General features: G+C 67.4%; 22 protein-coding genes and 1 riboswitch. Of the genes, 13 read left to right on the top strand and 9 right to left on the bottom strand.

Annotation, left to right across the window (positions count from 1 at the left end; genetic code table 11):
- The first annotated feature begins 42 nt into the window (after nucleotides 1-42).
- The 4 genes from pgm (at nucleotide 43) to AC3ZI9_RS16190 (ending at nucleotide 5,125) form a co-directional block, all read left to right on the top strand.
- Nucleotides 43-1,707 (top strand): phosphoglucomutase (alpha-D-glucose-1,6-bisphosphate-dependent), encoded by a 1,665-nt coding sequence (gene pgm / locus AC3ZI9_RS16205; protein WP_444561835.1) that lies wholly within the window; start codon nucleotides 43-45, stop codon nucleotides 1,705-1,707.
- Between the two features lie 316 nt (nucleotides 1,708-2,023).
- Nucleotides 2,024-3,313 carry a quaternary amine ABC transporter ATP-binding protein gene (locus AC3ZI9_RS16200; RefSeq protein WP_444555205.1) on the top strand — a complete coding sequence of 430 codons (1,290 nt, stop codon included), beginning with the start codon at nucleotides 2,024-2,026 and terminating at the stop codon, nucleotides 3,311-3,313.
- Nucleotides 3,314-4,165, top strand: coding sequence for an ABC transporter permease (locus tag AC3ZI9_RS16195; protein ID WP_444555206.1), 852 nt, complete (start codon nucleotides 3,314-3,316; stop codon nucleotides 4,163-4,165). It begins immediately after the preceding gene.
- Between the two features lie 66 nt (nucleotides 4,166-4,231).
- Entirely contained in the window at nucleotides 4,232-5,125 is an 894-nt protein-coding gene (locus AC3ZI9_RS16190; RefSeq protein ID WP_489923725.1) for a glycine betaine ABC transporter substrate-binding protein, read from the top strand.
- Nucleotides 5,126-5,230: 105 nt separating this feature from the next.
- On the opposite strand, the gene AC3ZI9_RS16185 is transcribed toward AC3ZI9_RS16190, so the two are convergent.
- Nucleotides 5,231-6,670, bottom strand: coding sequence for an aldehyde dehydrogenase family protein (locus AC3ZI9_RS16185; RefSeq protein WP_444555208.1), 1,440 nt, complete (start codon nucleotides 6,668-6,670; stop codon nucleotides 5,231-5,233).
- A gap of 79 nt (nucleotides 6,671-6,749) precedes the next feature.
- Nucleotides 6,750-6,850: riboswitch (TPP riboswitch) on the top strand.
- Nucleotides 6,851-6,906: 56 nt separating this feature from the next.
- Here AC3ZI9_RS16185 and thiE point away from each other — a divergent pair.
- The 4 genes from thiE to AC3ZI9_RS16165 all read left to right on the top strand — a co-directional run bounded on the left by thiE (nucleotide 6,907) and on the right by AC3ZI9_RS16165 (nucleotide 11,523).
- A complete protein-coding gene (gene thiE, locus AC3ZI9_RS16180; protein WP_444566111.1) occupies nucleotides 6,907-7,581 on the top strand; it encodes a thiamine phosphate synthase in 675 nt (224 codons plus the stop codon).
- Complete coding sequence (thiD, locus tag AC3ZI9_RS16175) at nucleotides 7,578-9,077, top strand: bifunctional hydroxymethylpyrimidine kinase/phosphomethylpyrimidine kinase (protein ID WP_444566110.1); 1,500 nt, start codon at nucleotides 7,578-7,580, stop codon at nucleotides 9,075-9,077. The genes thiE and thiD overlap by 4 nt, the downstream gene beginning before the upstream one ends.
- Nucleotides 9,078-9,198: 121 nt before the next feature.
- A complete protein-coding gene (locus AC3ZI9_RS16170; RefSeq protein WP_444566109.1) occupies nucleotides 9,199-10,515 on the top strand; it encodes a uracil-xanthine permease family protein in 1,317 nt (438 codons plus the stop codon).
- A 9-nt stretch (nucleotides 10,516-10,524) separates the two neighbouring features.
- Nucleotides 10,525-11,523, top strand: coding sequence for a phosphotransferase (locus AC3ZI9_RS16165; RefSeq protein ID WP_444555212.1), 999 nt, complete (start codon nucleotides 10,525-10,527; stop codon nucleotides 11,521-11,523).
- A gap of 13 nt (nucleotides 11,524-11,536) precedes the next feature.
- On the opposite strand, the gene AC3ZI9_RS16160 is transcribed toward AC3ZI9_RS16165, so the two are convergent.
- Both AC3ZI9_RS16160 and AC3ZI9_RS16155 read right to left on the bottom strand, forming a co-directional pair.
- Nucleotides 11,537-12,511, bottom strand: a complete 975-nt coding sequence (locus AC3ZI9_RS16160) for an IS481 family transposase (protein ID WP_301497610.1) — start codon at nucleotides 12,509-12,511, stop codon at nucleotides 11,537-11,539.
- 104 nt (nucleotides 12,512-12,615) lie between these two features.
- Entirely contained in the window at nucleotides 12,616-13,461 is an 846-nt protein-coding gene (locus AC3ZI9_RS16155) for a glycerophosphodiester phosphodiesterase family protein (protein WP_444566108.1), read from the bottom strand.
- Nucleotides 13,462-13,493: 32 nt separating this feature from the next.
- Here AC3ZI9_RS16155 and AC3ZI9_RS16150 point away from each other — a divergent pair, with 32 nt between their 5' ends.
- Nucleotides 13,494-14,177, top strand: a complete 684-nt coding sequence (locus AC3ZI9_RS16150) for a nitrilase-related carbon-nitrogen hydrolase (RefSeq protein ID WP_444555214.1) — start codon at nucleotides 13,494-13,496, stop codon at nucleotides 14,175-14,177.
- A gap of 22 nt (nucleotides 14,178-14,199) precedes the next feature.
- Here the strand turns inward: AC3ZI9_RS16150 and AC3ZI9_RS16145 are convergent, their stop codons facing one another.
- The 5 genes from AC3ZI9_RS16145 to AC3ZI9_RS16125 all read right to left on the bottom strand — a co-directional run bounded on the left by AC3ZI9_RS16145 (nucleotide 14,200) and on the right by AC3ZI9_RS16125 (nucleotide 18,995).
- Nucleotides 14,200-15,009 carry a Cof-type HAD-IIB family hydrolase gene (locus tag AC3ZI9_RS16145; RefSeq protein WP_444555215.1) on the bottom strand — a complete coding sequence of 270 codons (810 nt, stop codon included), beginning with the start codon at nucleotides 15,007-15,009 and terminating at the stop codon, nucleotides 14,200-14,202.
- 28 nt (nucleotides 15,010-15,037) lie between these two features.
- The gene (locus tag AC3ZI9_RS16140; protein ID WP_444555216.1) at nucleotides 15,038-15,952 is read right to left on the bottom strand and encodes a carbohydrate kinase family protein; all 915 of its coding nucleotides are present in this window, start codon (nucleotides 15,950-15,952) and stop codon (nucleotides 15,038-15,040) included.
- Between the two features lie 82 nt (nucleotides 15,953-16,034).
- A complete protein-coding gene (locus tag AC3ZI9_RS16135) occupies nucleotides 16,035-16,859 on the bottom strand; it encodes an alpha/beta hydrolase family protein (RefSeq protein ID WP_444555217.1) in 825 nt (274 codons plus the stop codon).
- A gap of 3 nt (nucleotides 16,860-16,862) precedes the next feature.
- Complete coding sequence (locus AC3ZI9_RS16130; protein ID WP_444555218.1) at nucleotides 16,863-17,672, bottom strand: enoyl-CoA hydratase/isomerase family protein; 810 nt, start codon at nucleotides 17,670-17,672, stop codon at nucleotides 16,863-16,865.
- A 57-nt stretch (nucleotides 17,673-17,729) separates the two neighbouring features.
- Nucleotides 17,730-18,995: a carboxylate--amine ligase gene (locus AC3ZI9_RS16125; RefSeq protein ID WP_444555219.1), complete on the bottom strand. Its 1,266-nt coding sequence runs from the start codon at nucleotides 18,993-18,995 to the stop codon at nucleotides 17,730-17,732.
- 129 nt (nucleotides 18,996-19,124) lie between these two features.
- Between AC3ZI9_RS16125 and AC3ZI9_RS16120 the strand changes: the two genes are divergently transcribed.
- Nucleotides 19,125-20,516, top strand: a complete 1,392-nt coding sequence (locus AC3ZI9_RS16120; RefSeq protein ID WP_443383829.1) for an OFA family MFS transporter — start codon at nucleotides 19,125-19,127, stop codon at nucleotides 20,514-20,516.
- Complete coding sequence (locus tag AC3ZI9_RS16115; RefSeq protein WP_443383826.1) at nucleotides 20,513-20,659, top strand: MFS transporter small subunit; 147 nt, start codon at nucleotides 20,513-20,515, stop codon at nucleotides 20,657-20,659. Before AC3ZI9_RS16120 ends, AC3ZI9_RS16115 begins: the two co-directional genes overlap by 4 nt.
- 17 nt (nucleotides 20,660-20,676) lie before the next feature.
- Here AC3ZI9_RS16115 and AC3ZI9_RS16110 read toward each other — a convergent pair whose 3' ends face one another.
- Nucleotides 20,677-21,402, bottom strand: coding sequence for a FadR/GntR family transcriptional regulator (locus tag AC3ZI9_RS16110; RefSeq protein ID WP_443383823.1), 726 nt, complete (start codon nucleotides 21,400-21,402; stop codon nucleotides 20,677-20,679).
- A gap of 130 nt (nucleotides 21,403-21,532) precedes the next feature.
- On the opposite strand from AC3ZI9_RS16110, the gene AC3ZI9_RS16105 reads away from it, so the two are divergent.
- The gene (locus tag AC3ZI9_RS16105) at nucleotides 21,533-22,075 is read left to right on the top strand and encodes a gluconokinase (protein ID WP_443383820.1); all 543 of its coding nucleotides are present in this window, start codon (nucleotides 21,533-21,535) and stop codon (nucleotides 22,073-22,075) included.
- 24 nt (nucleotides 22,076-22,099) lie between these two features.
- Complete coding sequence (locus AC3ZI9_RS16100) at nucleotides 22,100-23,500, top strand: GntP family permease (RefSeq protein WP_443383817.1); 1,401 nt, start codon at nucleotides 22,100-22,102, stop codon at nucleotides 23,498-23,500.
- The last annotated feature ends 11 nt before the right edge of the window (nucleotides 23,501-23,511 follow it).

Below are 23,511 nucleotides of genomic sequence, written 5' to 3'. Positions count from 1 at the left end.
CGGGCCGGGGCTTTTCCGTGGTTCATCTGGTTAGCTGTATCCATGGCCGAAACCCGAGCGGGAACCACCGCGCTGCCCCAGGACCTGATCGACGTCGATGCCGTGCGGTCGGCCTACTTCGACCGGATTCCCGATCCGCAAGATCCCGCCCAGCGGGTGGCCTTCGGCACCTCCGGCCACCGCGGCCGGTCGTTGGAGGGTTCCTTCAACGAACGCCACATCCTGGCCATCACCCAGGCCATCGTCGAGTACCGCGCCTCCCAGGGCATCTCCGGTCCGTTGTTCCTGGGCAAGGACACCCATGCCCTCTCGGATCCCGCCCAGGACACCGCAGTGGAGGTCCTGGTCGCCAATGACGTGGACGTCCGGGTCGACGCACGGGGCCGGTGGACGCCCACCCCGGCGCTGAGCCATGCGATCCTCACCCACAACCGGCTCTTGTCCGGCGGGACCGGACGCGCCGACGGGATCGTCATCACCCCCTCGCATAACCCGCCCACCGACGGCGGGTTCAAATACAACCCACCGCACGGCGGACCCGCCGATTCGGAGGCCACCTCCTGGATCGCCGGACGCGCCAACGAGCTGTTGGCTTCGAACCTGTCGGGGGTCAAGCGGATCCCGCTGGCCAGGACCCGCGGGGCGGCGAACCTGGGGGCCCACGACTTCATGGCCGCCTACGTGGACGCGCTACCTTCCGTGCTGGACCTGGAAGCCATCCGCGGCGCCGGCGTACGCATCGGCGCCGATCCGATGGGCGGGGCCTCGGTCGACTACTGGGGGGCCATCGCCGAACGCCACCGGCTGGACCTGACGGTGATCAACCCAGCAGTCGATCCTCGCTGGGCCTTCATGACCCTGGACTGGGATGAGAAGATCCGCATGGACTGCTCCTCCCCCTTCGCCATGGCCGGGCTCATCTCGGCGGTACGCGACGGCGGCGCCGACTTCGACATCGCCACCGGCAACGACGCCGACGCCGACCGCCACGGCATCGTGACCCCCGATGCGGGTCTGATGAACCCGAACCATTTCCTCGCGGTGGCCATCGACTACCTGTACCGGAACCGCCCGCAGTGGCCGGCCGGGGCCGGAGTCGGCAAGACCCTGGTCAGCTCCTCGATGATCGACCGGGTGGCCGCCTCCCTCGGCCGCGAACTGGTCGAGGTGCCGGTGGGCTTCAAATGGTTCGTTCCGGGCCTGCTGGACGGAACCGGGGTCTTCGGCGGCGAGGAATCCGCCGGAGCGAGCTTCGTGCGCTTCGACGGGTCGCCGTGGACCACCGACAAGGACGGGATCCTGCTGGGGTTGCTCGCCTCCGAGATCCAGGCCGTGACCGGCTCCTCGCCCAGCACGCACTACCGGCGGCTGACTGAGGCCTTCGGTGCGCCGTCGTATGCACGCATCGACGCACCGGCCACCCGCGAACAGAAGACGGCCCTGGGCCGCCTGTCCGCCGCCGATGTCACCGCCGACACCCTCGCCGGGGAACCGATCACCGCCCGGCTGACCGAGGCTCCGGGAAACGATGCGGCCATCGGCGGGCTGAAGGTCACCACCGAGAACGCCTGGTTCGCCGCCCGCCCCTCGGGCACCGAGGATGTCTACAAGATCTATGCCGAGTCCTTCACCGGAGATGATCACCTGCATCAGGTCCAACGGGAGGCGAAGGCCCTGGTCGACGCGATCATCGGTTCGGCCTCTTGACCGTCGAAATGATGAAAACCACTCGTTTGCGGAGATTTTGACAACCCCTTCCGTTACAATGCCATAACTTCGCTCCATCCCTTGTCCCACAAGGGATGCACTTGACCAACGGGTCGGTGTAAGCCCGGTCAAAGGCTGGTTTTCGGCTGCAGGCGAACATCCTCTTGTTAGCGTTAAGGCTGAAAGCCAATTACTCGCCCTTTCATCTCGACCCGTGGGACACCGCCGTTGAAGGCACCCGCGGGATTAGCTGTCGGGGCGGGTCGCCGAAAAATCGGTCTGCCTCCACCCGGACCCAGGCCGTGGACGGGAAAACGTGAACACTACTGACACAGGGCAACCTGCGCTACGCGTCTCGAATGCGTACAAGGTCTTCGGCCGTCGGGGCAACGAGGCCGTCAAACTCCTGAAGAACGGAAAAACCCGCCAGGAGGTCGCTTCCTTGGGAACGGCCGCCGTCATCGACGCGAGCTTCGACGTCAAGCCCGGCGAGATCTTCGTCGTCATGGGCCTGTCGGGCTCGGGCAAGTCGACGCTGATCCGCATGCTCAACGGGCTCTGGCCCATGACCAGCGGCTCGGTGGTCGTCGGTGACACCGATATCGCCAAGGTCTCGGCCAAGAAGTTGCGCCAGGTCCGCCAGAAGCACATCTCCATGGTCTTCCAGCACTTCGCCCTGCTGCCCCACCGCACCGTGATGCAGAACGCAGCCTACGCGCTGGAGATCCAGGGCATCTCGAAGCAGGAGCGCACCACCCGGGCCCAGAAGATCCTGGACGTCGTGGGACTCAAGGGGTGGGGCGATAAATACCCCAGCGAACTCTCCGGCGGCATGCAGCAGCGTGTGGGCCTGGCCCGCGCCCTGGCCTCCGAAACCGACATCCTGCTGATGGACGAGGCCTTCTCGGCACTCGACCCGCTGATCCGTCGCGATATGCAGGAGCAGTTGGCCTCACTGCAGGCCGAACTCGGCAAGACGATCGTCTTCATCACCCACGACCTGAACGAGGCCATGTTCCTCGGGGACCGGATCGCGGTCATGCGCGACGGGGAGATCGTCCAGATCGGCACCCCCGACGACATCCTCACCCGCCCGGCGAACGACTACGTCTCGGCCTTCGTGCGCGACGTCGACAGGACCCGGGTGCTCACCGCCGGAACGGTCATGGAGACCCCGCGTTCCGTCGTCAACCTCTCCGGTGGTGCCCGCAATGCGTTGCGGACCATGCGCGAACTGCAGACCTCGGCCGCCTTCGTGCTGGACCGGCAGCGCAAGCTGCTCGGAGCCGTCCGCGACCGCGAGGTGATGGGCCTGCTCGAACGCGGAGGTACCGACCTGGAAGAAATCATCACCGTCGGCAATGACCCGGTCACCGCCGAGACGGCGCTGAACGACCTGTTCGGCCGCTCCGTGGAGTCGCCGGTACCCCTGCCGGTCGTCGACGACGAGGGCCGGCTCATCGGCGCCATCGCCCGCGCCACCCTCCTCTCCGCGCTGGGCAACGTCCCCTCGACCACCAGCAGCGTCCCGGTGGTCGCCGCCGACCAGCCGGAAGACACCGATGCCCCCGCGGCTGCATCCGACGACGAAGGAGGTGCCCTCTAAATGACCGATCAGCTATTCCGCATTCCCGTCGGCCACTGGGGCGAAGTGGTCCTCAACTGGTTCATCGCCAACCTCGGCGGGCTCTTCAACCTCATCAAGTCCTTCTTCCAGAACTGGTACGACGGGCTGGCGTGGATCCTCACCGCTCCGCCGTTCTGGGTCGTCATCCTCGTGCTGGCCCTGCTGGCCTGGCTCCTGCGCAGTTGGAAGATGGCCATCGGTACGGTCATCGGACTGCTGTTGATCTACGGGATGAACCAGTGGGAGCACTCGATGGAGACCCTGTCGCTGGTCCTGGTGGCCAGCATCGTCGCGGTGATCATCAGTGTTCCGCTGGGCATCCTCACCGCCAAATCCAAGATCGTTTCGGCGGTCGTCAAGCCGATCCTGGACTTCCTGCAAACCATGCCTGCCTTCGTCTACCTGGTCCCGGCGATCCTGCTGTTGGGGATCGGCGTCGTCCCCGGAATCGTGGCCACGATCGTGTTCGGCATGGCGCCGGGCACCCGCTTCACCGAATTGGGGATCCGCAGCGTCGATACCGAGGTCGTCGAGGCCGGCCAGGCCTTCGGCGCCTCCCCGGGACGCATCCTGCGCCAGATCCAGATCCCGCTGGCGCTGCCGACCATCATGGCCGGCATCAACCAGGTCATCATGCTCTCCCTGTCCATGGTGGTCATCGCCGGCATGGTCGGCGCCGGTGGTCTCGGCAAGGATGTCTACGCCTCCCTGACGACCCTGAACACTCCCCTGGGTGTCGAATCAGGTCTGTCGGTGGTCATTCTGGCCATCTTCCTGGACCGCATCACCGCCTCCCTGGGCCAATCCAACGTGCCGGCGAAAAACGGCTAACGACCCTACGCCCCGCTGGCGGGGCGCGAAGAAAGGAAATGAACAATGCAAAGGAAATTCGCATCAATGATGGGGATCGCCGCCACGGCGGCCCTCGCGCTGACCGCCTGCGGCAGCGGCGACACCGGAAGCAGCGAATCCGAGGTCCCCGACTCGCCTGAGAACGGCGACCAGGCCGCGCTGAACATCGGCGTCATGGCCGGCTGGGACGAAGGCGTGGCCGTGTCCAACCTCTGGAAGCAGATCCTGGACAAGAAGGGCTACGACGTCGAACTCACCGACGCCGATGCCGGCCCGGTCTTCGCCGGTGTCGCCTCCGGTGACCTGGACCTGACCATGGACGTCTGGATGCCGCTGACGCACAAGAAGTACTTGAAGAAGTACGGCGACGACATGACCAAGCTGGGCACCTGGTACGACGATGCCAAGCTGACCATCGCGGTCAACGAAGACGCCCCGATCGATTCGCTCGAGGACCTGGCGGCCAATGCCGACAAGTTCGGCAACACGATCTATGGCATCGACCCGGGCGCCGGGCTGACCGACACCACCGAAAAGGCGGCCATCCCGGACTACGGCCTGGAGAAGATGGACTTCAAGACCTCCTCCACCCCGGCCATGCTGGCCCAGCTGAAGAAGGCCACGGACGCCGATGAGGACATCGTCGTCACCCTGTGGCGCCCGCACTGGGCCTACGACGAGTTCCCGATCAAGGATCTGAAGGATCCCAAGGGTGCCATGGGCGACGCGGAAACCATCACCTCCTACGGCAACGCCGACTTCGCCGACACCTACCCGGGACTGACCGAGTGGTTGAACGACTTCACGATCGACGATGACCACCTGTTCTCCCTGGAGAACGCCATGTTCAACGACACGGACACCGATGACTACGGACCGATCGTCGACAAGTGGATCTCCGAGAACCAGGACTACGTGGATTCGCTGACCGAGAAGTAGCCACGATCCATCGGCAGGTGCCATGGCACCGACCGTAGCGAAGGGCCCGGACCGCATTGAATGCGGTCCGGGCCCTTCGTCTGTCGGGGCACTCGGCCGGGCGGATCAGCCGATCGAACGCATGATCTTCCGCTTGGCCCAGCCGAAGGGCGGGTAGACGGCCCGCAACGTATCGAGCATCGCGGTCTTGGACAGCACCGGACGTTGCTGGCTGAAGGTATCGAACCCGAATTTGCCGTGGTAGTTCCCCGTCCCCGAGGCCCCCACCCCGCCGAAGGGCAGCGCGGGGACCGCCAGGTGCATGCTGCACACATTATGGGCGATCGCCCCGGCCCGCACCTGGTCCTCGAAGGAGGTGTGCAGGCGCGGGCGTTCGCTGAACAGGTAGGCGGCCAGCGGTGAGGGGCGGGAGTTGATGAACCGCACCGCATCATCGAAGCGGTCGACCTGGATGATCGGCAGGATCGGACCGAAAATCTCCTCCGTCATCACCGGGGCCGCCGGGTCGACGTCAGCCAGGACCGTGGGGGCGATGTACCTCGCCTCCGCGTCGCTGGTCCCCCCGGCCACCACCCGTCCCTGCCCCAGATAGGATTCCAGACGTTCGAAGTGCGAGGCGTTGATGATCCGCCCATAGTCCTTGCTGCCCGAGGGGTCCTTCCCATAGAACGCGCCGATGGCCTTGGGCAGCTGCTTTTCCAGTTCGGCCGCCGCCGTGGCCCCGACCGCCAGGACGTAGTCCGGGGCGACACAGGTCTGTCCGGCATTCATGAACTTCCCGTGGGCCAACCGCCGGGCGATGGCGGGGAAGTTCCCGTCGGCGACCACCGCCGGACTCTTCCCGCCCAGTTCCAGGGTCACCGGGGTCAGCGTTTCCGCCGCGGCCCGGGCCACGATCTTCCCGACCCGTTCGCCTCCGGTGTAGAAGATGTGGTCGAAGTCCATCTCCAGAAGTTCGCTCGTCGTCTCCGCGGCCCCCTCCAGGACCGCGACAGCGCGCCGATCCAGGTACTGCGGGATGAGGGCGGCCATGACCGCCGAGGTGGCCGGAGCCAGTTCGGAGGGTTTGAGGATCACGGTGTTCCCTGCCGCCAGGGCACCGACCAGCGGGCCGAGCAGCAACAGGACCGGATAGTTCCAGGGGGCGATCACCAGGACCATGCCCAACGGACGCGCCTGGACGCGGGCCGACGCCGGTTGCAGCGACAGCGGGACCTTCACCGCCTCATCCGCCATCCAGTCGCCCAGGTGCAACAGGGCATGATCGATTTCGGCCTTCACCCGATCCAGTTCGGTCAGCCGGGATTCGGCCGCCGGTTTACCCAGATCCGTCATCAACGCGTCACATAGGGTCTGTTCTTGATCCTGGATCAGCCGTTCGAGTGCCTTGAGCTGGGCGCTGCGGAACCTGCGGGGGTGGGCCAGCCGGGAGTCGGCGGCATCACGCAGCCGGCGGGCCGCGGTGGCCGGGAGTTCGGCGTCGGGGCCCGCCGGCACGACGGGCGCGGAAACTGCTGGGGGACGGGAACGTCGGTTCATGGCCATGGGTACGACACTAACGTGGACACCGCCGGCGGGGCAGCCGGTCGGTTTGCCGCCCCCAGTGGGGGACTGTAGGCTCACGATCACTGACACGGGGTGTCCGCCACCGGCGCGGACTGAGAGCACACCCGGCAAGAACCTGATCTAGTTCGTACTAGCGGAGGGATGTCGCCCATGCACCAACATGCGCCCACCTTGGCCCATTCACCCACCGACTGCTTTGTTGAGGCGGTGCTCGCATGAGCGCGCCGGTTCCCGGAAGCGGGATCTACCTCGTCGCCAACTCCACCAGCACGGCCGGACGGCCCTTGGCCACCATCGTGGCCGAGGCCGTCGCCGCGGGGGTCGGGACCATCCAGCTGCGCTGCAAGGACCTGTCCGCCCGCGAATTCCTGGCCGAGGCGGCCGCCTGCGCCGAACACACCGCGGGCCGGGCCCTGCTGCTGCTCAACGACCGGGTGGACGTCTACCTGGCGGCCCGTGCGGCAGGGATCCGCGTGGACGGGGTCCATATCGGCCAGAAGGACCTGCCCGCCGAACTCGTCCGGTCCCTCATCGGACCCGATGCCGTGCTGGGGCTCAGCGCCAGCACCGAGGACCACTTCGCGGCAGTAGCGGAACTGCCGGCAGGCACCATCGACTATCTGGGCACCGGGGCCGTCCGGGCCACGCCCACCAAGAAGGACCACCCGACCCCGCTGGGGTTCCCCGGCCTGGCCTCGTTGATCTCCCGGGCCCCGCTGCCCTGCGTGGCGATCGGCGGGCTGGGCTCCGGCGACGCCGCGGACGCGCACACCGCCGGGGCCATCGGCATGGCCGTCGTGCGGGCCATCTGCTCCGCCGCCGAACCCCGGGACTCTGCTGCCGCCCTGGTTCAGGAATGGACCCGGGCAGCACGAACGGAGACCGCATGAGCGCCCCGAACACCCCCAACATCCTGTCCATCGCCGGGGCCGACCCCTCCGGCGGGGCCGGGATCCAGGCCGACCTGAAATCGATTGCCGCCTGCGGTGGCTACGGGATGGCGGCGATCACCGCACTGACCGCCCAGAACACCCGGGGAGTCACCGGGGTCCATACCCCTCCGGCGGAATTCCTCACCCGGCAACTTGAGACGGTCGCCGCCGATATCCGGATCGATGCGGTGAAGATCGGCATGCTGGCCTCCGCCGAGGTCATCGAAGCCACCACCGCCTGGCTGGGTACCCGCCCGGGCACCACCGTCGTGGTGGACCCGGTGCTGATCTCCACGTCCGGGGACCGCTTATTGGAGCACGACGCCGAGGAGGCCCTGCGTCGGCTGCTCCCGTGGGCCGATGTCCTGACCCCGAACACCGCGGAATTGGCGGCACTGCTCGAGGAGCCGGTCTGCACCCGATGGGACGACGTCCTGGACCAGGCAGCCCGGCTCGCGAGGCGGTATTCTGTCCTGGTCCTGGCCAAGGGCGGCCACCTCACCGGCAGCCGGTGCCCGGATGCCCTCGTGGGCCCCGACGGCGTCATGGCTGCCGTGGAGGGTGACCGCATCGACACCCCGAACACCCATGGGACCGGGTGCTCGCTCTCCGCGGCGCTGGCTACCCTGTGGGCCCGCTGCGGGGACTGGGGGGATGCCCTGCGGCTGGCCCGCGGGTGGCTTGAAGGCGCCCTGCACCGTGCCGATGAACTCGAGGTCGGCGAAGGACATGGTCCGGTGAATCATTTCGGGGCGCTCTGGGACGGTACGGCGATCCCGACGACGGGGGCCTTGCTGGGCACCTGGTGGAACGATCTGGCACCGCTGCGTTCGGGGATCGACGATCTGCCGTTCATCCGTGCGCTGCGGGACGGGACCCTGCCCTCGGAGGACTTCCACTTCTATCTGGCCCAGGATTCCTTGTACCTGCGGACCTACTCCCGGGTCCTCTCCCGTGCCGCCGAGTTGGCGCCGAACCGCGAAGAGCAGCAGTTCTGGGCTTCCGGGGCCGTCGGCGCCCTCGAGGAGGAGGCGAATCTACATCTGCACCGGCTCGGAGATGCCCCCGATCCGGAACCCAGCCCCACCACCTCGGCCTACCTGAACCACCTGGTGGCCTCCGGCGATTCCTATCCCGAGCTCGTGGCGGCCATCCTGCCCTGTTATTGGCTCTACCAGGACATCGGCCAGCGGCTGGCCGCCGCGGCCCACCCGGGCCACCCCTATGCCGACTGGCTCGCCGCCTACTCCTCCCCCGAGTTCGACGAAGCCACCAGCGAGGCCATCGCGCTGGTCCAGAAGGTGGCCTTGCGGGCGGGTTCCACCACCCTGGCCGGGATGCGTCGCGCCTTCGACGAATCGAGCCGGCAGGAATTGTCCTTCTTCGCCCAGACCCCCGAAGACGCCGCCCCGCGATCGGCCTCCCTCCCCATGCCGGTGGCGGCCATCGGCTGATGCCGGCGCACCCCGGCAGGGGGCCCGACCCCGCCGCCCCGGGGTCGGGGGCGGTAGGATTCCGTGGGGCCCCGCACCGGTGAGGCCCCACCAACCCGCAGGGCCCCGATGGAGGACACCCATGAGCAATTTCCCCGGCTTCGGCTGGACGGTCCACGGCGACGGCACAACGATTCGACCCGGCACCGTGGTGGCCCCCGATGAACGGCTGAACTGGTTCCAGACCACCGGCATCGGCGTCCAACACGTGATGGCCATGTTCGGATCCACCGTGCTGGTACCGGCGCTGACCGGCTTCCCGGTCACCTCCACCTTGTTCTTCTCCGGGGTCGGGACCATGCTGTTCCTGCTCATCACCGCCGGCCGGGTACCCAGCTACCTGGGCTCCTCCTTCGCGTTCATCGCCCCGGTGACCGCCGCCATGTCGGGACATGGTTTCGCCGGGGCCCTGGGCGGCGTCGTCTTCTCCGGTGCGGCCCTGTTCATCATCGGGCTGGTGGTGCAGAAATCGGGCACCGGGTGGATCCACGCCCTGATGCCTCCGGTGGTCATGGGCACGATCGTCGCGCTCATCGGACTGAATCTGGCCGGATCGACCACCGAGGCCATCGAGTCGGTCCCGCTGACCACCTTCTCCACCGTCGCCGCCATCGTCTTCACCGCGGTCCTCTTCCGTGGCCTGCTGGGGCGCTTGTCGATCCTGGTGGGGATCATCGTCGGCTACCTGATCGCCCTGGCCCAGCATCAGATCGACTTCACCGCCGTCAACGAGGCCGGGTGGCTGGGCCTGCCGCCCTTCGCGTTCCCCGAATTCCACCTGGACACCCTGGCCCTGTTCCTCCCGGTCGTCTTCGTCCTTGTCGCCGAGAACATCGGCCATGTCAAGACCGTGGCGCTGATGACCCGCAGGGACTTGGACGACGTCAACGGCCGGGCCCTGATGGGCGACGGCATCGCCAGCATCGTCGCCGGCTTCGGTGGCGGTTCGGGCACGACGACCTATGCGGAGAACATCGGGGTCATGGCCTCCTCCCGCGTCTACTCCACGGCCGCCTACTGGGTGGCCGCGGCGACCGCCATGCTGCTGGCGTTCCTGCCGAAGTTCGGTGCCGCCATCTCCTCGATCCCCGCCGGGGTCAGTGGCGGGGCGGGAATCGTCCTCTACGGGATGATCGGCATCATCGGTGCCCGGCTCTGGGTGCAGAACCAGGTCAACTTCTCCAACCCGATCAACCTCATGACCGCCGGGGCCGGACTGATCATCGCCATCGCCGACCCGACCATCACCGTGGGGACCATGCAGTTCGGCGGCATCGCCCTGGGCACGGTGGCCACCGTGGTGATCTACCACGGGATGCGCACCATCGCCCGGGTCCGTGGCACCGAGCCCACCGACGCCCCGGAGTACACCGGCGCGACACCGAGCAAACTCGGCTAGGATCGGCCCGTGGCGCACTGGAATGACTATTGGGGTACCGAGGACTGGCTCGAGGAGATCGAAGGCTGGGTCTCGATGGTGCTCGACGCCTACGACCTGCGCCGCACCGGCCCGCTCGAACGCGGGCCGATCCACTTATGGTCCACCCAGGTCCTCGTCCCCACCGATCACGGCACCTTGTACGTCAAGGCCATCAACCCCGGCCAACAGGCCGAAGTCGCCGTCACCCGGGCGGCCGCGGGGCTGGCCCCCGATCAGCTGGTCATGCCGCTGGCCGTTGAGCCGATGCGCGGCTGGATGATCTCCCCCGACTACGGGGAGACGATGGCCAGGATCCCCAGCACCGACCACCAGCTCTGGGAGCGGATCCTGCGCAATGTCGCCCGCCTGCAGAAGACCCTCCTCCCCCACGGTGACACGCTCTTCGATGCGGGTCTGACCCAATTCGATCCCCGGCATATGCCCGGATACATCGATGACCAGGTCATGTTCCACGCCTCCCTGCCCACCGGGCACCCCTTGCATCTTCCGGCCCGCGATGCCGAGGAACTGGACGACCAGCTCGGCCCGGTGCGTGATATGTGCGGTTTCCTGGCCGACGCCGCGGTGCCCTTGTCGCTGGACCACAACGACCTGCATCGCAACAACGTCTTCCTGCCGGCCTCCAGCGAGGAACCGTTGCGTTTCATCGACCTCGGGGACGCGTACTGGGCCCACCCGTTTTCCACGTTGGCGGTTCCCCTGGCCACGATGTCCAAGGAGCTGAAGACCACGCCCTCCGATCCACGGATCCGCCGGGCGGTGGCCGCCTACCTGCAGGAGTGGGAGGAATACGGCACCCCGGCCGAGCTCGAGCGGCTCGTCGAACCCGCCTTGCGGCTGGGGAAGCTGCAGTCCCACGGGACGTGGCTGGCGATGCTCGCCGGAGCCAGCGAGGCCGATATGGAACACTATGCGGTCCAGGCCCTACGGCCCTTGGCCGAGCTGGTCACCCCCCTGACCCTCTAGGTGTACTCGGCCATCAGGTTGGTGACAGGCGGCTGGTCGGGGGTTTGCCTCCGAGTGCGGTGTGGCGTCGGACAGTGTTGTAGACCTCGAGCCATGGGGCAAGGGCAGCGCTACGGTCGGCGTTGGTGGTGAACACCTGGCGGTAGGCCCATTCGGTGGCCAGGGTTCGGTTGAACCGCTCGACCTTGCCGTTCTGCCATGGGCAGTGCGGTTTGATGAACTTGTGCTTCGCGCCCAGATCGCTGATGGCGGTAGCGAAGTCTTCTGAGCGGCGGTACGACCAGTGGTTGTCGGTGATCACCCGCTCGATCTGGGCGATGCCATGGACATCAAAGAACACCGCTGCACGTCGCAAGAACCCCGCACAGGTGGTGCCCTTTTCGTCACCGAGGATCTCGGAGTACGCCAACCGGGAGTGGTCGTCGACCATCGAGTGCACGTAGTCATAGCCGATCCGGGCCTTCTTCTTCGCCGCGGTTGACCCCATCTGGCGGCCATGGGCTTTCCACCCACCGCCGTCAGGGATCTTGCCGATCTTCTTCACATCGACATGGACCAGCTCACCGGGCCGGTCGCGTTCGTAGCGCACCGCTGTGGTCTTCGAGGCCCGGATCACCTCACCGGTCAACGGGTCACACTCGCGTAGATAGGGGACCGCGTGGCGGCGCAGCACCCGCGAGACTGTGCGAGCTGGGATGTTGAGGTCAGCGCCGATCCAGTCCTGGCCGTGTCGTTGCTCGTGGCGCAGCGCCACGATTCTTTCCTCAACCTCGACCGAGGTCTGGCGTGGACTGTGGTGCGGGCGCGAGGACCGATCGAGAAGGCCCGCAGAACCCTCACTACGGAACCGATTGATCCATCGGTGCGCGCACTGACGAGACACACCCTGGGCTCGCGCAGCATGCGCGACTGCCCACCCCTGGACACAGACCCGCTCTACGAGCAATTGCCGGCCACGCAAGTTCAGCCGGGCATTACGGTGGGACATGAAGACCTCCGGACGGTTGGCGACTTAGACATCACCCACCGCACCCGGAGGTCTTCGCTACGTCAAGAGCCCGGGACCGTCACCAACCTCCCGGCCGAGTACATCTAGGAGCCTGGATCCGCAGGTTTCTTATCTGCGGCTTCACGCTGGGGCCAGAACCCGCGGGCCTCCAGGGCCGCGGCCAGGACATCCGCCCGGTCGGTCATGATCCCATCCACACCCAGGTCGATCAGCCGGTCCATGTCCTCCCGCTCGTTGACCACCCAGACGTGCACCTGGATGCCCTCGCGGTGGGCCTGGGCCAGGAAACGCGGGGTGACCACGCGCAGTCGCCCCTGGCGTTCGGGAACCTGCAGGGCGGCGACCCCGCGAAGCCGCGGGCGCAGCAGCGCGAACAGCCCGACCTTGCCCAACAGGACGGCCAGTGCGCTGGTCACCAACCCCGGGCTTGATGCCGCGGGGGCATCCAGCAGACGCAGCACCCGGTGGCGCCGGGCGTCCGAGAACGAAGCCACCAGCACCCGGTCGTGGGCCGCATATTTGTTGACCAGTGCGGCGAACGGGCCCACCGAGGCCTCGTCTTTGATATCAACGTTCAACCTGACGTCCGACCAGGCGGCGAGCACGTCCTCGAAACAGGGGATCCGGCGTCCCGAGACGCGCAGGGCGGCGATATCGGCATGATCGTGGTCGGCGACCGCCCCCCGGCCGTCGCTGACCCGTTCGAGCTCCTCGTCGTGGAAGACGACCACCACACCGTCCCGGGTGGTGTGCACATCCAGTTCCAGGTAACCGAAGCCGCGCTCCACCGCCGCCGCGAAGGCCTCCATGGTGTTCTCACCCCCGGTCAGTGCCTCACCACGATGGGCAAAGGCCAACGGGCCTCCCTGCCGGGCGGGGCCACCAGTAGGATGCAGGTAGGGGAACCTGCGCGCTTGACGAGTTCTCACAGTGCCGACTCTACCGTCCAAGGAGGTCCCCGGTGGGGGTAGCGAAAGTACACCATGCCTGCGCCGCCCCCGGGCCGGACCCGGAGGACAACTTCGAGCGCCTCCGCGTCTGGGCCGACACGGCCGCCCAGGCCGGTGCCTCCCTGCTGCTCACCCCGGAACTCTTCGTCACCGCCGAGGCAGGCACCGGCTCCGCGATCCTACGCGAGAGGCTGCGCGGCGTGGCGGCGACCTCGGGGGTGGGATTGGTGGCCTCCACCGTTGAGGCGACCGGGGACAGGATCTTCGTCGGGGCCCACTGGTGGGATGCCCATGGGGCCCTGGTGGCCCACACCCGCAAACGTCATCTGGCCGACTGGCAGGTGGCCCGCGGCTTCTGCGGATGGGAGGGAGCCCCACCAATTATTCCTGAAGCGGTATATTCCGTGTCGGGCGTGGACTCGCCGGTGGCCCTGCTCTTTTCCGCCGATGCCCGGGATCCATCGGTGGGCTATTACCTACGCGACCACGGGGTCCGGACCCTCCTGGTCCTGAATGAGGCCGGGACCTGCGAGGCGGCCGTCGTGCCCGCCGGCCAGTGGTCGGCGAAGAACACGGGGGTGCCGTTCCCGCAATCGGGGCCCCTGCCCGAGGCGCTGTTGCGCCCCTTGCCCAGGATCCCCGATTCCTGGTGGTCCGGCCCGGAGCCGACGCATCCCTCCGACATCGGCTCCTGAGCCGACCGCTGCGGAGCCTTCCCTAGAGCGGCTCCCCGGAGAGCAGGCGTTCGATGACCTGGGCGACCCCATCCTCCTGCAGCGAGGCAGTGGTGCGCCCCGCCGCGGCCTTCGCCAGTGCATGCCCCGACTCCATCGCGTAACCCCGGCCGGCCCATGCGAGCATCTGCACGTCATTGGGCATGTCTCCGAAGGCCACGACCTCGGCGGCGGTGACCCCGAGTTCCGCGGCATACTCGGCCAGGGTGACCGCCTTGTTGACCCCGGGATGGGACATTTCCAGCAGCGAGACGCCGGGGGCCGAATGGGTCACCGAAACCAAATCGGCGACCTCGGGTTCCACCAGTGATTGGAAGGCCTCGGCCTCATAGGCGGAGGTCTTGGCGAGTAGTTTCACCACGCCTTCGGCTTCCAGGCGGCCCACGTCGAAGGGCGCCTCGGCCATGACGGGCAAGCGGGCCGCTTCCCCGGCCTGGAGGAATCCGGGTTCGAGCAGGAGCCCCGATAAGGTCTCCGCGGCGAAGGTCGCTGCGGGCTCGAGGGCCTGGATGCGCCGGCGGACCTCGCCGACCGCCGGGCCGGGGACCTGGTGGCTGCCCAGGATCCGTTCGCCCTCGAGGTCGTAGACCAGGGCGCCATTGGAGCAGATGACCGTCCCCAGATGGCCCAGCGCGCGTTGCACGGGGCTCAGCCAGCGGAAGGGCCGCCCGGTCACGAAGACGACATGGATCCCTGCTTGCCGGGCCGCTGCGAAGGCCTGGACCGTCCGCGCGGAAATGGTCTCGTCCGCGTGCAGGATCGTCCCGTCGAGGTCGCTGGCGATCAGTCGCATGGATGTTCCTGGCTCATCGGTGGATCGGTCAGGAGATCTCGTCGCGGCGCGGAGGGTTCGCGCCGGCGCGCGACACGGTGATCGCCGCGGCCCGGGCGGCATAGTCCAGGATCTCCTCGAGCTGGCCGACCGAAAGCCCGCGCAGGGATTCCCGGTGCGCCGCCCCGACCAGCCCGCGGTCCACGAGCGTGGACAGCAGGGCCGCCATGAACGAGTCACCGGCCCCCACGGTGTCGGCGACATCGACGACCGGGGCCTGGGTCCGCGCCTCCCCGGCGGCGACCACGCCCCACGGGCCGCCGGAGCCGTAGGTGGCCACCACCATGGCCGGACCGAGTTCGAGCCAGGCGTGCGCGGTCTCCTCAACGCTGCGCTCGGGGTAGAGCCAGGCCAGATCGGAGTCACTGGCCCGCACCACATCGCTGAGGGCGACGAAGCGTTCGACGTCCTCGATCGCCTGGGAATGATTGGTGACGAAACTGGGCCGCACATTGGGGTCGTAGGAGATCGTCGCATGCGGTCGGGCTCGTTCGACGGCGGCCCTGACGGTTCCGGCCCCGGGCTCCAGGACGGTGGCGATCGAGCCGGTATGCAGCAGCTGGCTATCGGCCAGGACGTCGGAGGATGCCGGGTCGAAGGCCGACAGGTCCCAGACCATGTCGAATTCGTAGCTGGCCGCCCCGACCGGATCCAGGGTGCCGCGGGCGGTGGAGGTCGGCAACCCATCGGCGGGGAGGACCTCCTGCACGTCGTTGGAGCGCAGGTGCTCGTGGATCATGGCCCCGTATTCATCATCGCCGTAGCGTCCGACGAAGGACACGGGGTGGCCCAGCCGTGCGAGTCCCACCGCCACGTTCATCGGGCTGCCCCCGACATAGGCCTGGGGCGCGGCGATGCCGCCGGACAGCACGTCAACGAGGGCTTCGCCCATAACAGTCAGCACTACTCAACCTTACCTTTGCTCTCGGTGGATGCCTCAAGACGCCCCACCGGACGGTGTTCCCGTGCGCCGTCGCCTGACCCTGCTAGGCAGGAACGGCCAATTCGGCCAAGGCCACCAGACAAGCATCCCATGCCGGGGTCCCGGGGGTGATCATCGCCTGGTGGTCGCCGGTCGTGAAGACCATCCGCGCCGGATCGCCCTGGGCCCGTGCCGAGTCGGTATAGGCCCGCGACAGGGCCGAGGGGACATCCGCATCGGATTTTCCGTGCACGGCGATGACCGGGACCCCGATGGGCAGCATCCGTACCGGATCGGCCAGCTGCCACCGCCGCGGGTCCTCCTCCGAGGTGGCTCCCATGAGCTTCACGGCCGCCGAATGGCTGAGTTTGAGCCAATTCGCCATCCACAATTCCAGCACCCCCGCCTGGCTGACCACGCCATCGACCGTCACCGCCGGATCCGCTCCCGGCGCCCCGGCGGGCAGCTTATGCCGTCCGGCGGCCCAGGCCCCGAGATGGCCTCCGGCCGAATGGCCCAGGACGACGACGTGGCCCTGTTCCAGTCCCGCCGTGGCCAGCGCCGGGCCCAGCGCATCGATGCCGGCGGAAACATCCTCGAAGGTCCGGGGCCACCCCCCGGTATCAGGGCCCGTTTCTGCGCCCTCGGTGGTCCGCCGGTATTCCAGGTTCCAGACGACCCAGCCCCGCCGGACCAGGTCGGCGGCGAGGGGGTGCCCGAGCGACGCGTCGTAGGTATCGCGCCAGAATCCACCGTGGATGATGACGATGACCCCGGGCAGGCGCCTCTCCTCGGGCACATACAGTTCGGCATACTGGCTCGGATTCGGCCCGTAGTGGTGGACCGAATCCGGGGCGCGCCCGGCCGTCGCCGCGTCGTTGGCTGCCATGGCTCAGCGCCCCGGGAAGTCGGGGGTCTCCTTGGCCAGGAAGGCGGCCCGCCCGACGACCGAGTCCTCGGTCGCGAAGGCCTCACGGAAGCTGTCCACTTCCGCCTCCAGCCCTGCGGCCACGGGGAGGCCGTTGATCCGGTTCAGGGCCCGCTTGGTGTTGTCGACCGAGGTGGGGGCCTTGGCCGCGATTTCCTCCACGGTGGCCTTCGCGCCGGCCAGCAGGGCCTCGGCGTCGTCGAACACGGCGTTGGCCAGGCCGATCCGCAGGGCCTCGTCGACCTTGATCCGGCGTCCGGTGTAGATGAGTTCGCGGGCGTGGCCGAGGCCGACCCGCTGCTGCAGGCGCACCGAACCGCCGAACCCGGGGACCAGGCCCAGATTGACTTCCGGCTGCCCGAAGCTGGCGCGGGCCCCGGCGTAGATGAAATCGCAGGCCAGCGCGAGTTCGCACCCGCCGCCGAGGGCGAACCCGTTGACGGCGGCGATGACCGGAACGGGCAGGGCCTCGAGCCGGGTGGTCACCGTATGCATCTGCCGGGCGTAGGCCTCGGCGGCATCGGAGCTCATCGAGGTCATTTCACGGATGTCGGCCCCGGCGACGAAGGCCTTCTCGCCGGCCCCGGTGAGGATGATGCCGCGAATGGGCCATTGGGCGTCGATGCCCACGGCCGCGAGTTTTTCCGTCAAGGCCAAAAGGTCCTCGACCACTGCCGAGGCCAGGGCGTTCATGGCCTCCGGGCGGTTCACGGTCACCACCAGTGCGGAGCCGTCCGTTTCGAGAAGTAGCGTCTCGTAGCTACCGAAATCCATGTGTGCTTCCTTCCGGGTCGTCATTGACCGGCGCGGGGCGCCAGTCCCCCCAGCATGTCAGAGTCGCGGCGGGTGCTGGCTGAACTTGCGGAATTGGTTCAGCGAGGTCAGCGCAATGTACCAAAGCCTACGGGGATGACGTTCGGCGCGGTAGAGCAACGGATTGGCGACCCGGCGGGCGCGCATCAGTTCGCGGGCCTTCTCCCCCACGGGTCCGCGCAGGTGTCTGCGCAGCAAGGCCAGCGGCAACACCGTGGACAGCACCTGGGCATCGGCGACCAGCGGGGCGGCGTCGGGGTCCGCGGCGGGCAGCTCCCCGTCGTCGTACTCCGCCCCGAGGTACTCGCGGACGTAGAAGCGGGCGGCGTTGTGGCCCGCAGCAGTCATGTAGTAATGGTTGCGTCCCAGCCGCGGATTCAGTTCGAAGAATTTCACCAGCCCGTCCCGCGGGTCCAGTTTGGCGTCGAACATGGAGAATCCGGTCCATCCGAGGTGCTCGAGGATGCGGCGGCCCTGATCGATGAACTCGGCGTTGACGGCGGTGACGATACCCGCCGAATTGCCCAGCACCAAGGGGGCGTGTTCCTCCACGACGACTTCCCCGTAGGCGGCGAAGCGGACGCGGGCGTCCCGGTCGGAGTAGAAAGTGCATAGGCGCATGTTCGTGTCGCCGCCTCCGATGAGTTCCTGGAGGATGAAGGGGCTGGTGTAGCCCGAAGCCCGGATGCGCGCCAGCAGGTCATCGAGTTCCCCGCGGGTGGCCAGGGTGTGGACTTTCTGCTTGCCGGCGAACTTGGCGTGCACCCAGGCACTGCTGTCGGCGGGCTTGCCGATGAGCGGGAACGGCAGATCGGCGGGCAGGGGTTGCGGGGCGACGGGATCGTAGGCGATGGTCCGCGGATGCGGGATGCCCAGTTCGGCGCACAGGGCATAGAAGTTCTGTTTCAGCGCCGCCCGTTCGATGGTCGCCGACTCCGGGTACGGAATCGTGTACCAGGGCTCGAGTTCTGCGCGATGGTCGGTGATGATCCCGATATGCAGGTCCAGCGAACCACAGAGCAGCAGGGGCCGGGGGCGCGCCCCGTCCGCGGTGAGGTCACGGGCCACCTGCAGGAGGTGTTCGACGACGCGGGCCCCGTCGGTCATGCTTCCCGCCGGGCGGATATCGATGGCGACGGAGTGCTGGAGCACCCCGTTCTCGCCCGCAGGAACCGCCACGCTGACCGCCCCGTAGGCCTCGTGGAACTCGCGGGCCAGCGAATAGGTGCCGATGTCCCCGCCGAGGATGACCGGGACGAACGGCTGTGAATCCAAAATACGCATGGGCTCCAATCTATCCGGATCAGTCCCCCGCTCCGAACCGGTGCCACTGCCACTAGGCAAAACACGTGACCTACAGCACAATGGCCAGAAGCAGCCATCCGCGGTTCCACGGCAGGGAAGGCAGGTTCCATGGGGTTCCTCGATAGATCGCATTCCATCGCTCCACCGGGGTTCAACCGGTGGCTCATCCCGCCGGCGGCATTGGCGGTGCACCTGTGCATCGGGCAGGCCTACGCGACCAGTGTCTACAAGACCGCGCTGATCGGACATTTCGAGGCCTCGCAAACGGCCATCGGGGTGATCTTCTCCATCGCCATCGTGATGCTGGGGCTCTCCGCAGCCGTCATGGGCACCTGGGTCGAACGGTCCGGACCGCGTAAATCGATGTTCGTTGCCGCCACCTTCTGGGCCGCAGGATTCCTGCTCGGGGCGCTGGGGATCTTCTCCGGACAGCTCTGGCTGGTCTACCTCGGCTATGGGGTATTCGGCGGTATCGGCCTGGGCATCGGCTACATCTCGCCCGTTTCCACCTTGATCAAATGGTTCCCCGACCGCCCGGGCATGGCCACCGGCATGGCGATCATGGGGTTCGGCGGTGGAGCACTCATCGCCTCACCGCTGTCCACCCAACTACTCAAAGCCTTCGATCCCGCCTCGGGGACCGAAGGATGGGTGGCCAGCGGCGACGCCGTGGGGCGGCTGTTCGTCACCCTTGGCCTCGTGTACTTCCTGGTCATGATGTACGGGGTGTTCAGCATCCGCGTGCCGGCCGACGGCTGGCGACCCAACGGTTGGGACCCGTCACGGGTGAAGCACTCGCAACTGGTCACCACCAACCATGTCTCGGCGGCCAACTCCATCAAGACCCGCCAGTTCTGGCTGATCTGGACGGCATTGTTCCTCAACGTCACGGCGGGCATCGGAATCCTCGAGCAGGCCTCACCGATGATCCAGGACTTCTTCCGGGCCGGGAACGGCATCTCGGCGGTCTCCGCGGGGGTGGCCGGGGGCTTCGTGGGTTTGCTCTCCATCGGCAACATGGCGGGACGTTTCCTCTGGTCGAGCACCTCGGATGTCATCGGCCGCAAGAACATCTACATGATCTATCTGGGTGTCGGCGCGGTGCTGTATGTCATCCTGGCGTTCTTCGGAGGATCGAGCACCCTGCTCTTCATTCTGTTGGCCTTCGTGATCATCAGCTTCTACGGGGGCGGATTCTCCACGGCCCCCGCCTACCTGAAGGACCTCTTCGGCACCTTCCAGGTCGGGGCGATCCACGGACGCCTGCTCACCGCGTGGTCGGCAGCAGGGATCGCCGGCCCGTTGATCGTCAACGGCCTGCTGGATGCCCAGGGCAAACCGGGCACGATGAATGCCCACAACTACCTGCCGGTGCTGCTGACCATGGTGGTCCTGCTCGTCATCGGATTCGTCGCCGCCGCACTCATCCGTCCAGTCGACCCGACGTTCCATGAACCGGAACGCGAAACCGCCAGCACCACCGCCGAGGAGGCCCCGTGAGCACCACAGGATCCAGCACCCCCGAGGACATTCCGGTCAACGTCGCCCCGGCCCGATTGGTCTTCGGGTGGATGCTGGTCGGTGTCCCGCTGCTCTACGGTGTGGTCACCACGCTTTCCCGCGTGGGCCAGCTGTTCCAGTAGCCCCGGGGACCGAACGCTCAGTCGGGCAGTTGCCCGTCGTGCAACCGGTCCTCCAGGGCAGCACGGACCTCGTCGACCAGGACCTGCATGTGACGTTCGGCGCCGGGCCCGTCGGCCGCGGCCACCGCGGCCGCCACGGCCTCATGTTCGGCCAGGGCTTTTTCCCGCGGGTGGAAGGGCATCATGCCTTGATGGGTCCGCCCCGACAACACCTCGGCAACGACCCCGTCGAGTTCAGCGAACATCGAGTTGCCGCTGGCGCGCAGCAGCAGGGCATGGAAGGCGATATCCACCGCGAGGAAGCCTTCCAGGTCACCCTCCTCCCCCAACCGGCGCAGCTGCGCCGCCAGGGACACGATCTCCTCGCGGGCCTGGGACGGGGCACGCCGCGCGGCTCCGGCGGCGGCCAGGGGTTCGACGGCGACCCGCAGCTCCGTGAGCTCGGTGAATTGCCGTTCCCGGCCCGGCCCCGACAGGCGCCAGCGGATGACACGGCGGTCATAGGCGTTCCAGAACCGCGATTCCTGGACGACGAGGCCGATCCGTCGTTTCGCATAGACCAATCGCAGTGACTCCAGGACCCGCATGCAATCGCGCATCACGGTGCGGGAGACCCCGAAACGCGATTGCAGGGCATCGAGGGTCAACCGGTCCCCGGGGGCCAGCACGCCATCGACGATTTCCCGCCCCAGGGTTTCGACAATCGGTTCCTGGAGCACGGTCGCTCCGGAGGGGATCTGCATGGTCATCATCCTATGACGCCCGGTCACATCACGGTTACCGGGGACACTATCCACGTCCGGGCATAAGGTGTTATCTTTTATTCAGCCGGTCCGCCGGGCCCAGGCCAACGACGTCCTTCCAGGAGTAGACATGCCGCTTCAGGCACCCCAACCGCCTCCCACCCATCTGGTGGTGATGGGCGTATCCGCTTCCGGCAAGACCACGCTGGCCAGCCTGCTCGCCGACCGCCTCGGCTGGCCCATGGCCGAAGCCGATGACTTCCATCCGGCCACCAATGTCGCCAAGATGGCCTCCGGCACCCCCCTGACCGACGACGATCGCTGGCCCTGGTTGGCAGTGCTGCGCGACTGGATGGACCACACCCCGGGTCCAGGGACCGTGATGACCTGTTCGGCCCTGAAACGCAGCTACCGGGACCTGCTGCGCGAGGCCGACGGCGTCGTGCGTTTCGTGCACGTCGTGGTCGATCCCGACATCCTGGCCGAACGCATCCGGGAACGAACCGGGCATTTCATGCCCGGGACCCTCCTGCCCAGCCAACTGAACACCCTTGAACCCCTCGAATCCGACGAGGACGGCTTCACCCTGGCCAACGACAGCAGCGCCGAGGACCTCCTGGCCCGGGCCCTGTCCTCGTTGGACCTGGACCCGAAGAACCCGACCGAGCAATAGAACCCCACCCCGACCGGAGAACCCATGACCCTCGAGAACTGGACCCAGACCCTGGGTGCGGGACCATTGCTCGGCATTGCCGCCGGCGCGATCGTCGTTCTGCTCCTGCTCATCATCCAACTACGGATGCACGCCTTCGTCGCCCTGATCCTGATCAGCCTGCTGACCGCCTTCGCGACCGGCATCCCCGCCGGCAGCGTCGTCTCGGTGCTGACCGACGGATTCGGCTCCACACTGGCCTCTGTGGCCCTGCTGGTGGGACTGGGCGCCATGCTCGGACGCATCGTGGAGATGTCGGGCGGGGCCAAGGTCCTCGCCGACGTCCTGATCCGCAAATTCGGTGAGAAGCGCGCCCCGCTGGCCCTGGGCGTGGCCTCGCTGCTCTTCGGGTTCCCCATCTTCTTCGACGCCGGACTGGTCGTGATGCTCCCGGTGGTCTTCGCCGTCGGGCGACGCCTGGGTGGCGGCGTATTGCTCTACGGCCTGCCCGCCGCCGGTGCCTTCTCGGTCATGCACGTCTTCGTACCACCGCACCCGGGCCCGGTGGCGGCCGCCGAATTCTTCGACGCCAATGTCGGATTCGTCCTGCTCATCGGGCTCATCGTCGCCCTGCCGACCTGGTACCTGGCCAGCTACCTGTACGGCAAGTGGGCCGGACGCCGATGGGAACTGCCGATCCCGAGCCTGTTGGGCGAAGCCGATGCCGAGCACGAGTCGAACCCGCCGGCCTTCGGCACGGTCATCTCCGTGCTGTTGCTGCCCCTGGTGCTGATCTTCATGAACACCGGGCTGAACACCCTGGCTTCGGCCCAGGTCCTGCCCGAGGCAGCCCAGGACGCCGCATGGTTCCAGCTGCTGCGCGCGGTCGGCGAAACGCCGGTGGCGCTGCTGATCTCCCTGCTGGTGGCCTCCCTCGTGCTGGGCATGCGTCGGGGCATGAGCAAGAACGCCATCGAACAGGTCATGGAGAAGGCCCTGGGCCCGGTCTGCTCGGTCATCCTCATCACCGGTGCCGGTGGCATGTTCGGCGGCGTCCTGCGCGCCTCGGGCATCGGCGAGGCCCTGTCCGACGTGCTGGGCGATCTGGGGGTGCCATTGATCCTGGCCGGCTTCCTCATCTCGGGCATCCTGCGCGTGGCCCAGGGATCCGCGACGGTGGCCTTGACCACCGCCGCCGCACTGCTGGCCCCCGCCGTGGCGGTCGCCGGCCTGAACGACATCCAGTTGGCGACCATGGTGGTGGCCGTGGCCGCCGGCTCGGTGATCATCTCCCATGTGAACGACTCGGGCTTCTGGCTGGTTGGACGGTTCTTCGACATGGACGTCAAGACGACCCTGAAGACCTGGACCGTGTTGGAGACACTGATCGGCGTGGTCGGGTTTGCTTTCGCGGCAGTGATCTTCGGCTTCGCTTCACTCGGGTAGCGCGGCAGGTC

The organism is Arthrobacter sp. AOP36-F1-5 (assembly GCF_058137995.1).
This window is presented reverse-complemented; position numbering and strand designations above follow the sequence as displayed.

Coding starts and splice junctions, on each gene's coding strand:
- pgm (WP_444561835.1), top strand. CDS start 43: ATGGCCGAAACCCGAGCGGGAACCACCGCGCTGCCCCAGGACCTGATC.
- AC3ZI9_RS16195 (WP_444555206.1), top strand. CDS start 3,314: ATGACCGATCAGCTATTCCGCATTCCCGTCGGCCACTGGGGCGAAGTG.
- AC3ZI9_RS16190 (WP_489923725.1), top strand. CDS start 4,232: ATGATGGGGATCGCCGCCACGGCGGCCCTCGCGCTGACCGCCTGCGGC.
- AC3ZI9_RS16185 (WP_444555208.1), bottom strand. CDS start 6,670: ATGGCCATGAACCGACGTTCCCGTCCCCCAGCAGTTTCCGCGCCCGTC.
- thiE (WP_444566111.1), top strand. CDS start 6,907: ATGAGCGCGCCGGTTCCCGGAAGCGGGATCTACCTCGTCGCCAACTCC.
- thiD (WP_444566110.1), top strand. CDS start 7,578: ATGAGCGCCCCGAACACCCCCAACATCCTGTCCATCGCCGGGGCCGAC.
- AC3ZI9_RS16170 (WP_444566109.1), top strand. CDS start 9,199: ATGAGCAATTTCCCCGGCTTCGGCTGGACGGTCCACGGCGACGGCACA.
- AC3ZI9_RS16160 (WP_301497610.1), bottom strand. CDS start 12,511: ATGTCCCACCGTAATGCCCGGCTGAACTTGCGTGGCCGGCAATTGCTC.
- AC3ZI9_RS16145 (WP_444555215.1), bottom strand. CDS start 15,009: ATGCGACTGATCGCCAGCGACCTCGACGGGACGATCCTGCACGCGGAC.
- AC3ZI9_RS16135 (WP_444555217.1), bottom strand. CDS start 16,859: ATGGCAGCCAACGACGCGGCGACGGCCGGGCGCGCCCCGGATTCGGTC.
- AC3ZI9_RS16130 (WP_444555218.1), bottom strand. CDS start 17,672: ATGGATTTCGGTAGCTACGAGACGCTACTTCTCGAAACGGACGGCTCC.
- AC3ZI9_RS16125 (WP_444555219.1), bottom strand. CDS start 18,995: ATGCGTATTTTGGATTCACAGCCGTTCGTCCCGGTCATCCTCGGCGGG.
- AC3ZI9_RS16120 (WP_443383829.1), top strand. CDS start 19,125: ATGGGGTTCCTCGATAGATCGCATTCCATCGCTCCACCGGGGTTCAAC.
- AC3ZI9_RS16110 (WP_443383823.1), bottom strand. CDS start 21,402: ATGCAGATCCCCTCCGGAGCGACCGTGCTCCAGGAACCGATTGTCGAA.
- AC3ZI9_RS16105 (WP_443383820.1), top strand. CDS start 21,533: ATGCCGCTTCAGGCACCCCAACCGCCTCCCACCCATCTGGTGGTGATG.
- AC3ZI9_RS16100 (WP_443383817.1), top strand. CDS start 22,100: ATGACCCTCGAGAACTGGACCCAGACCCTGGGTGCGGGACCATTGCTC.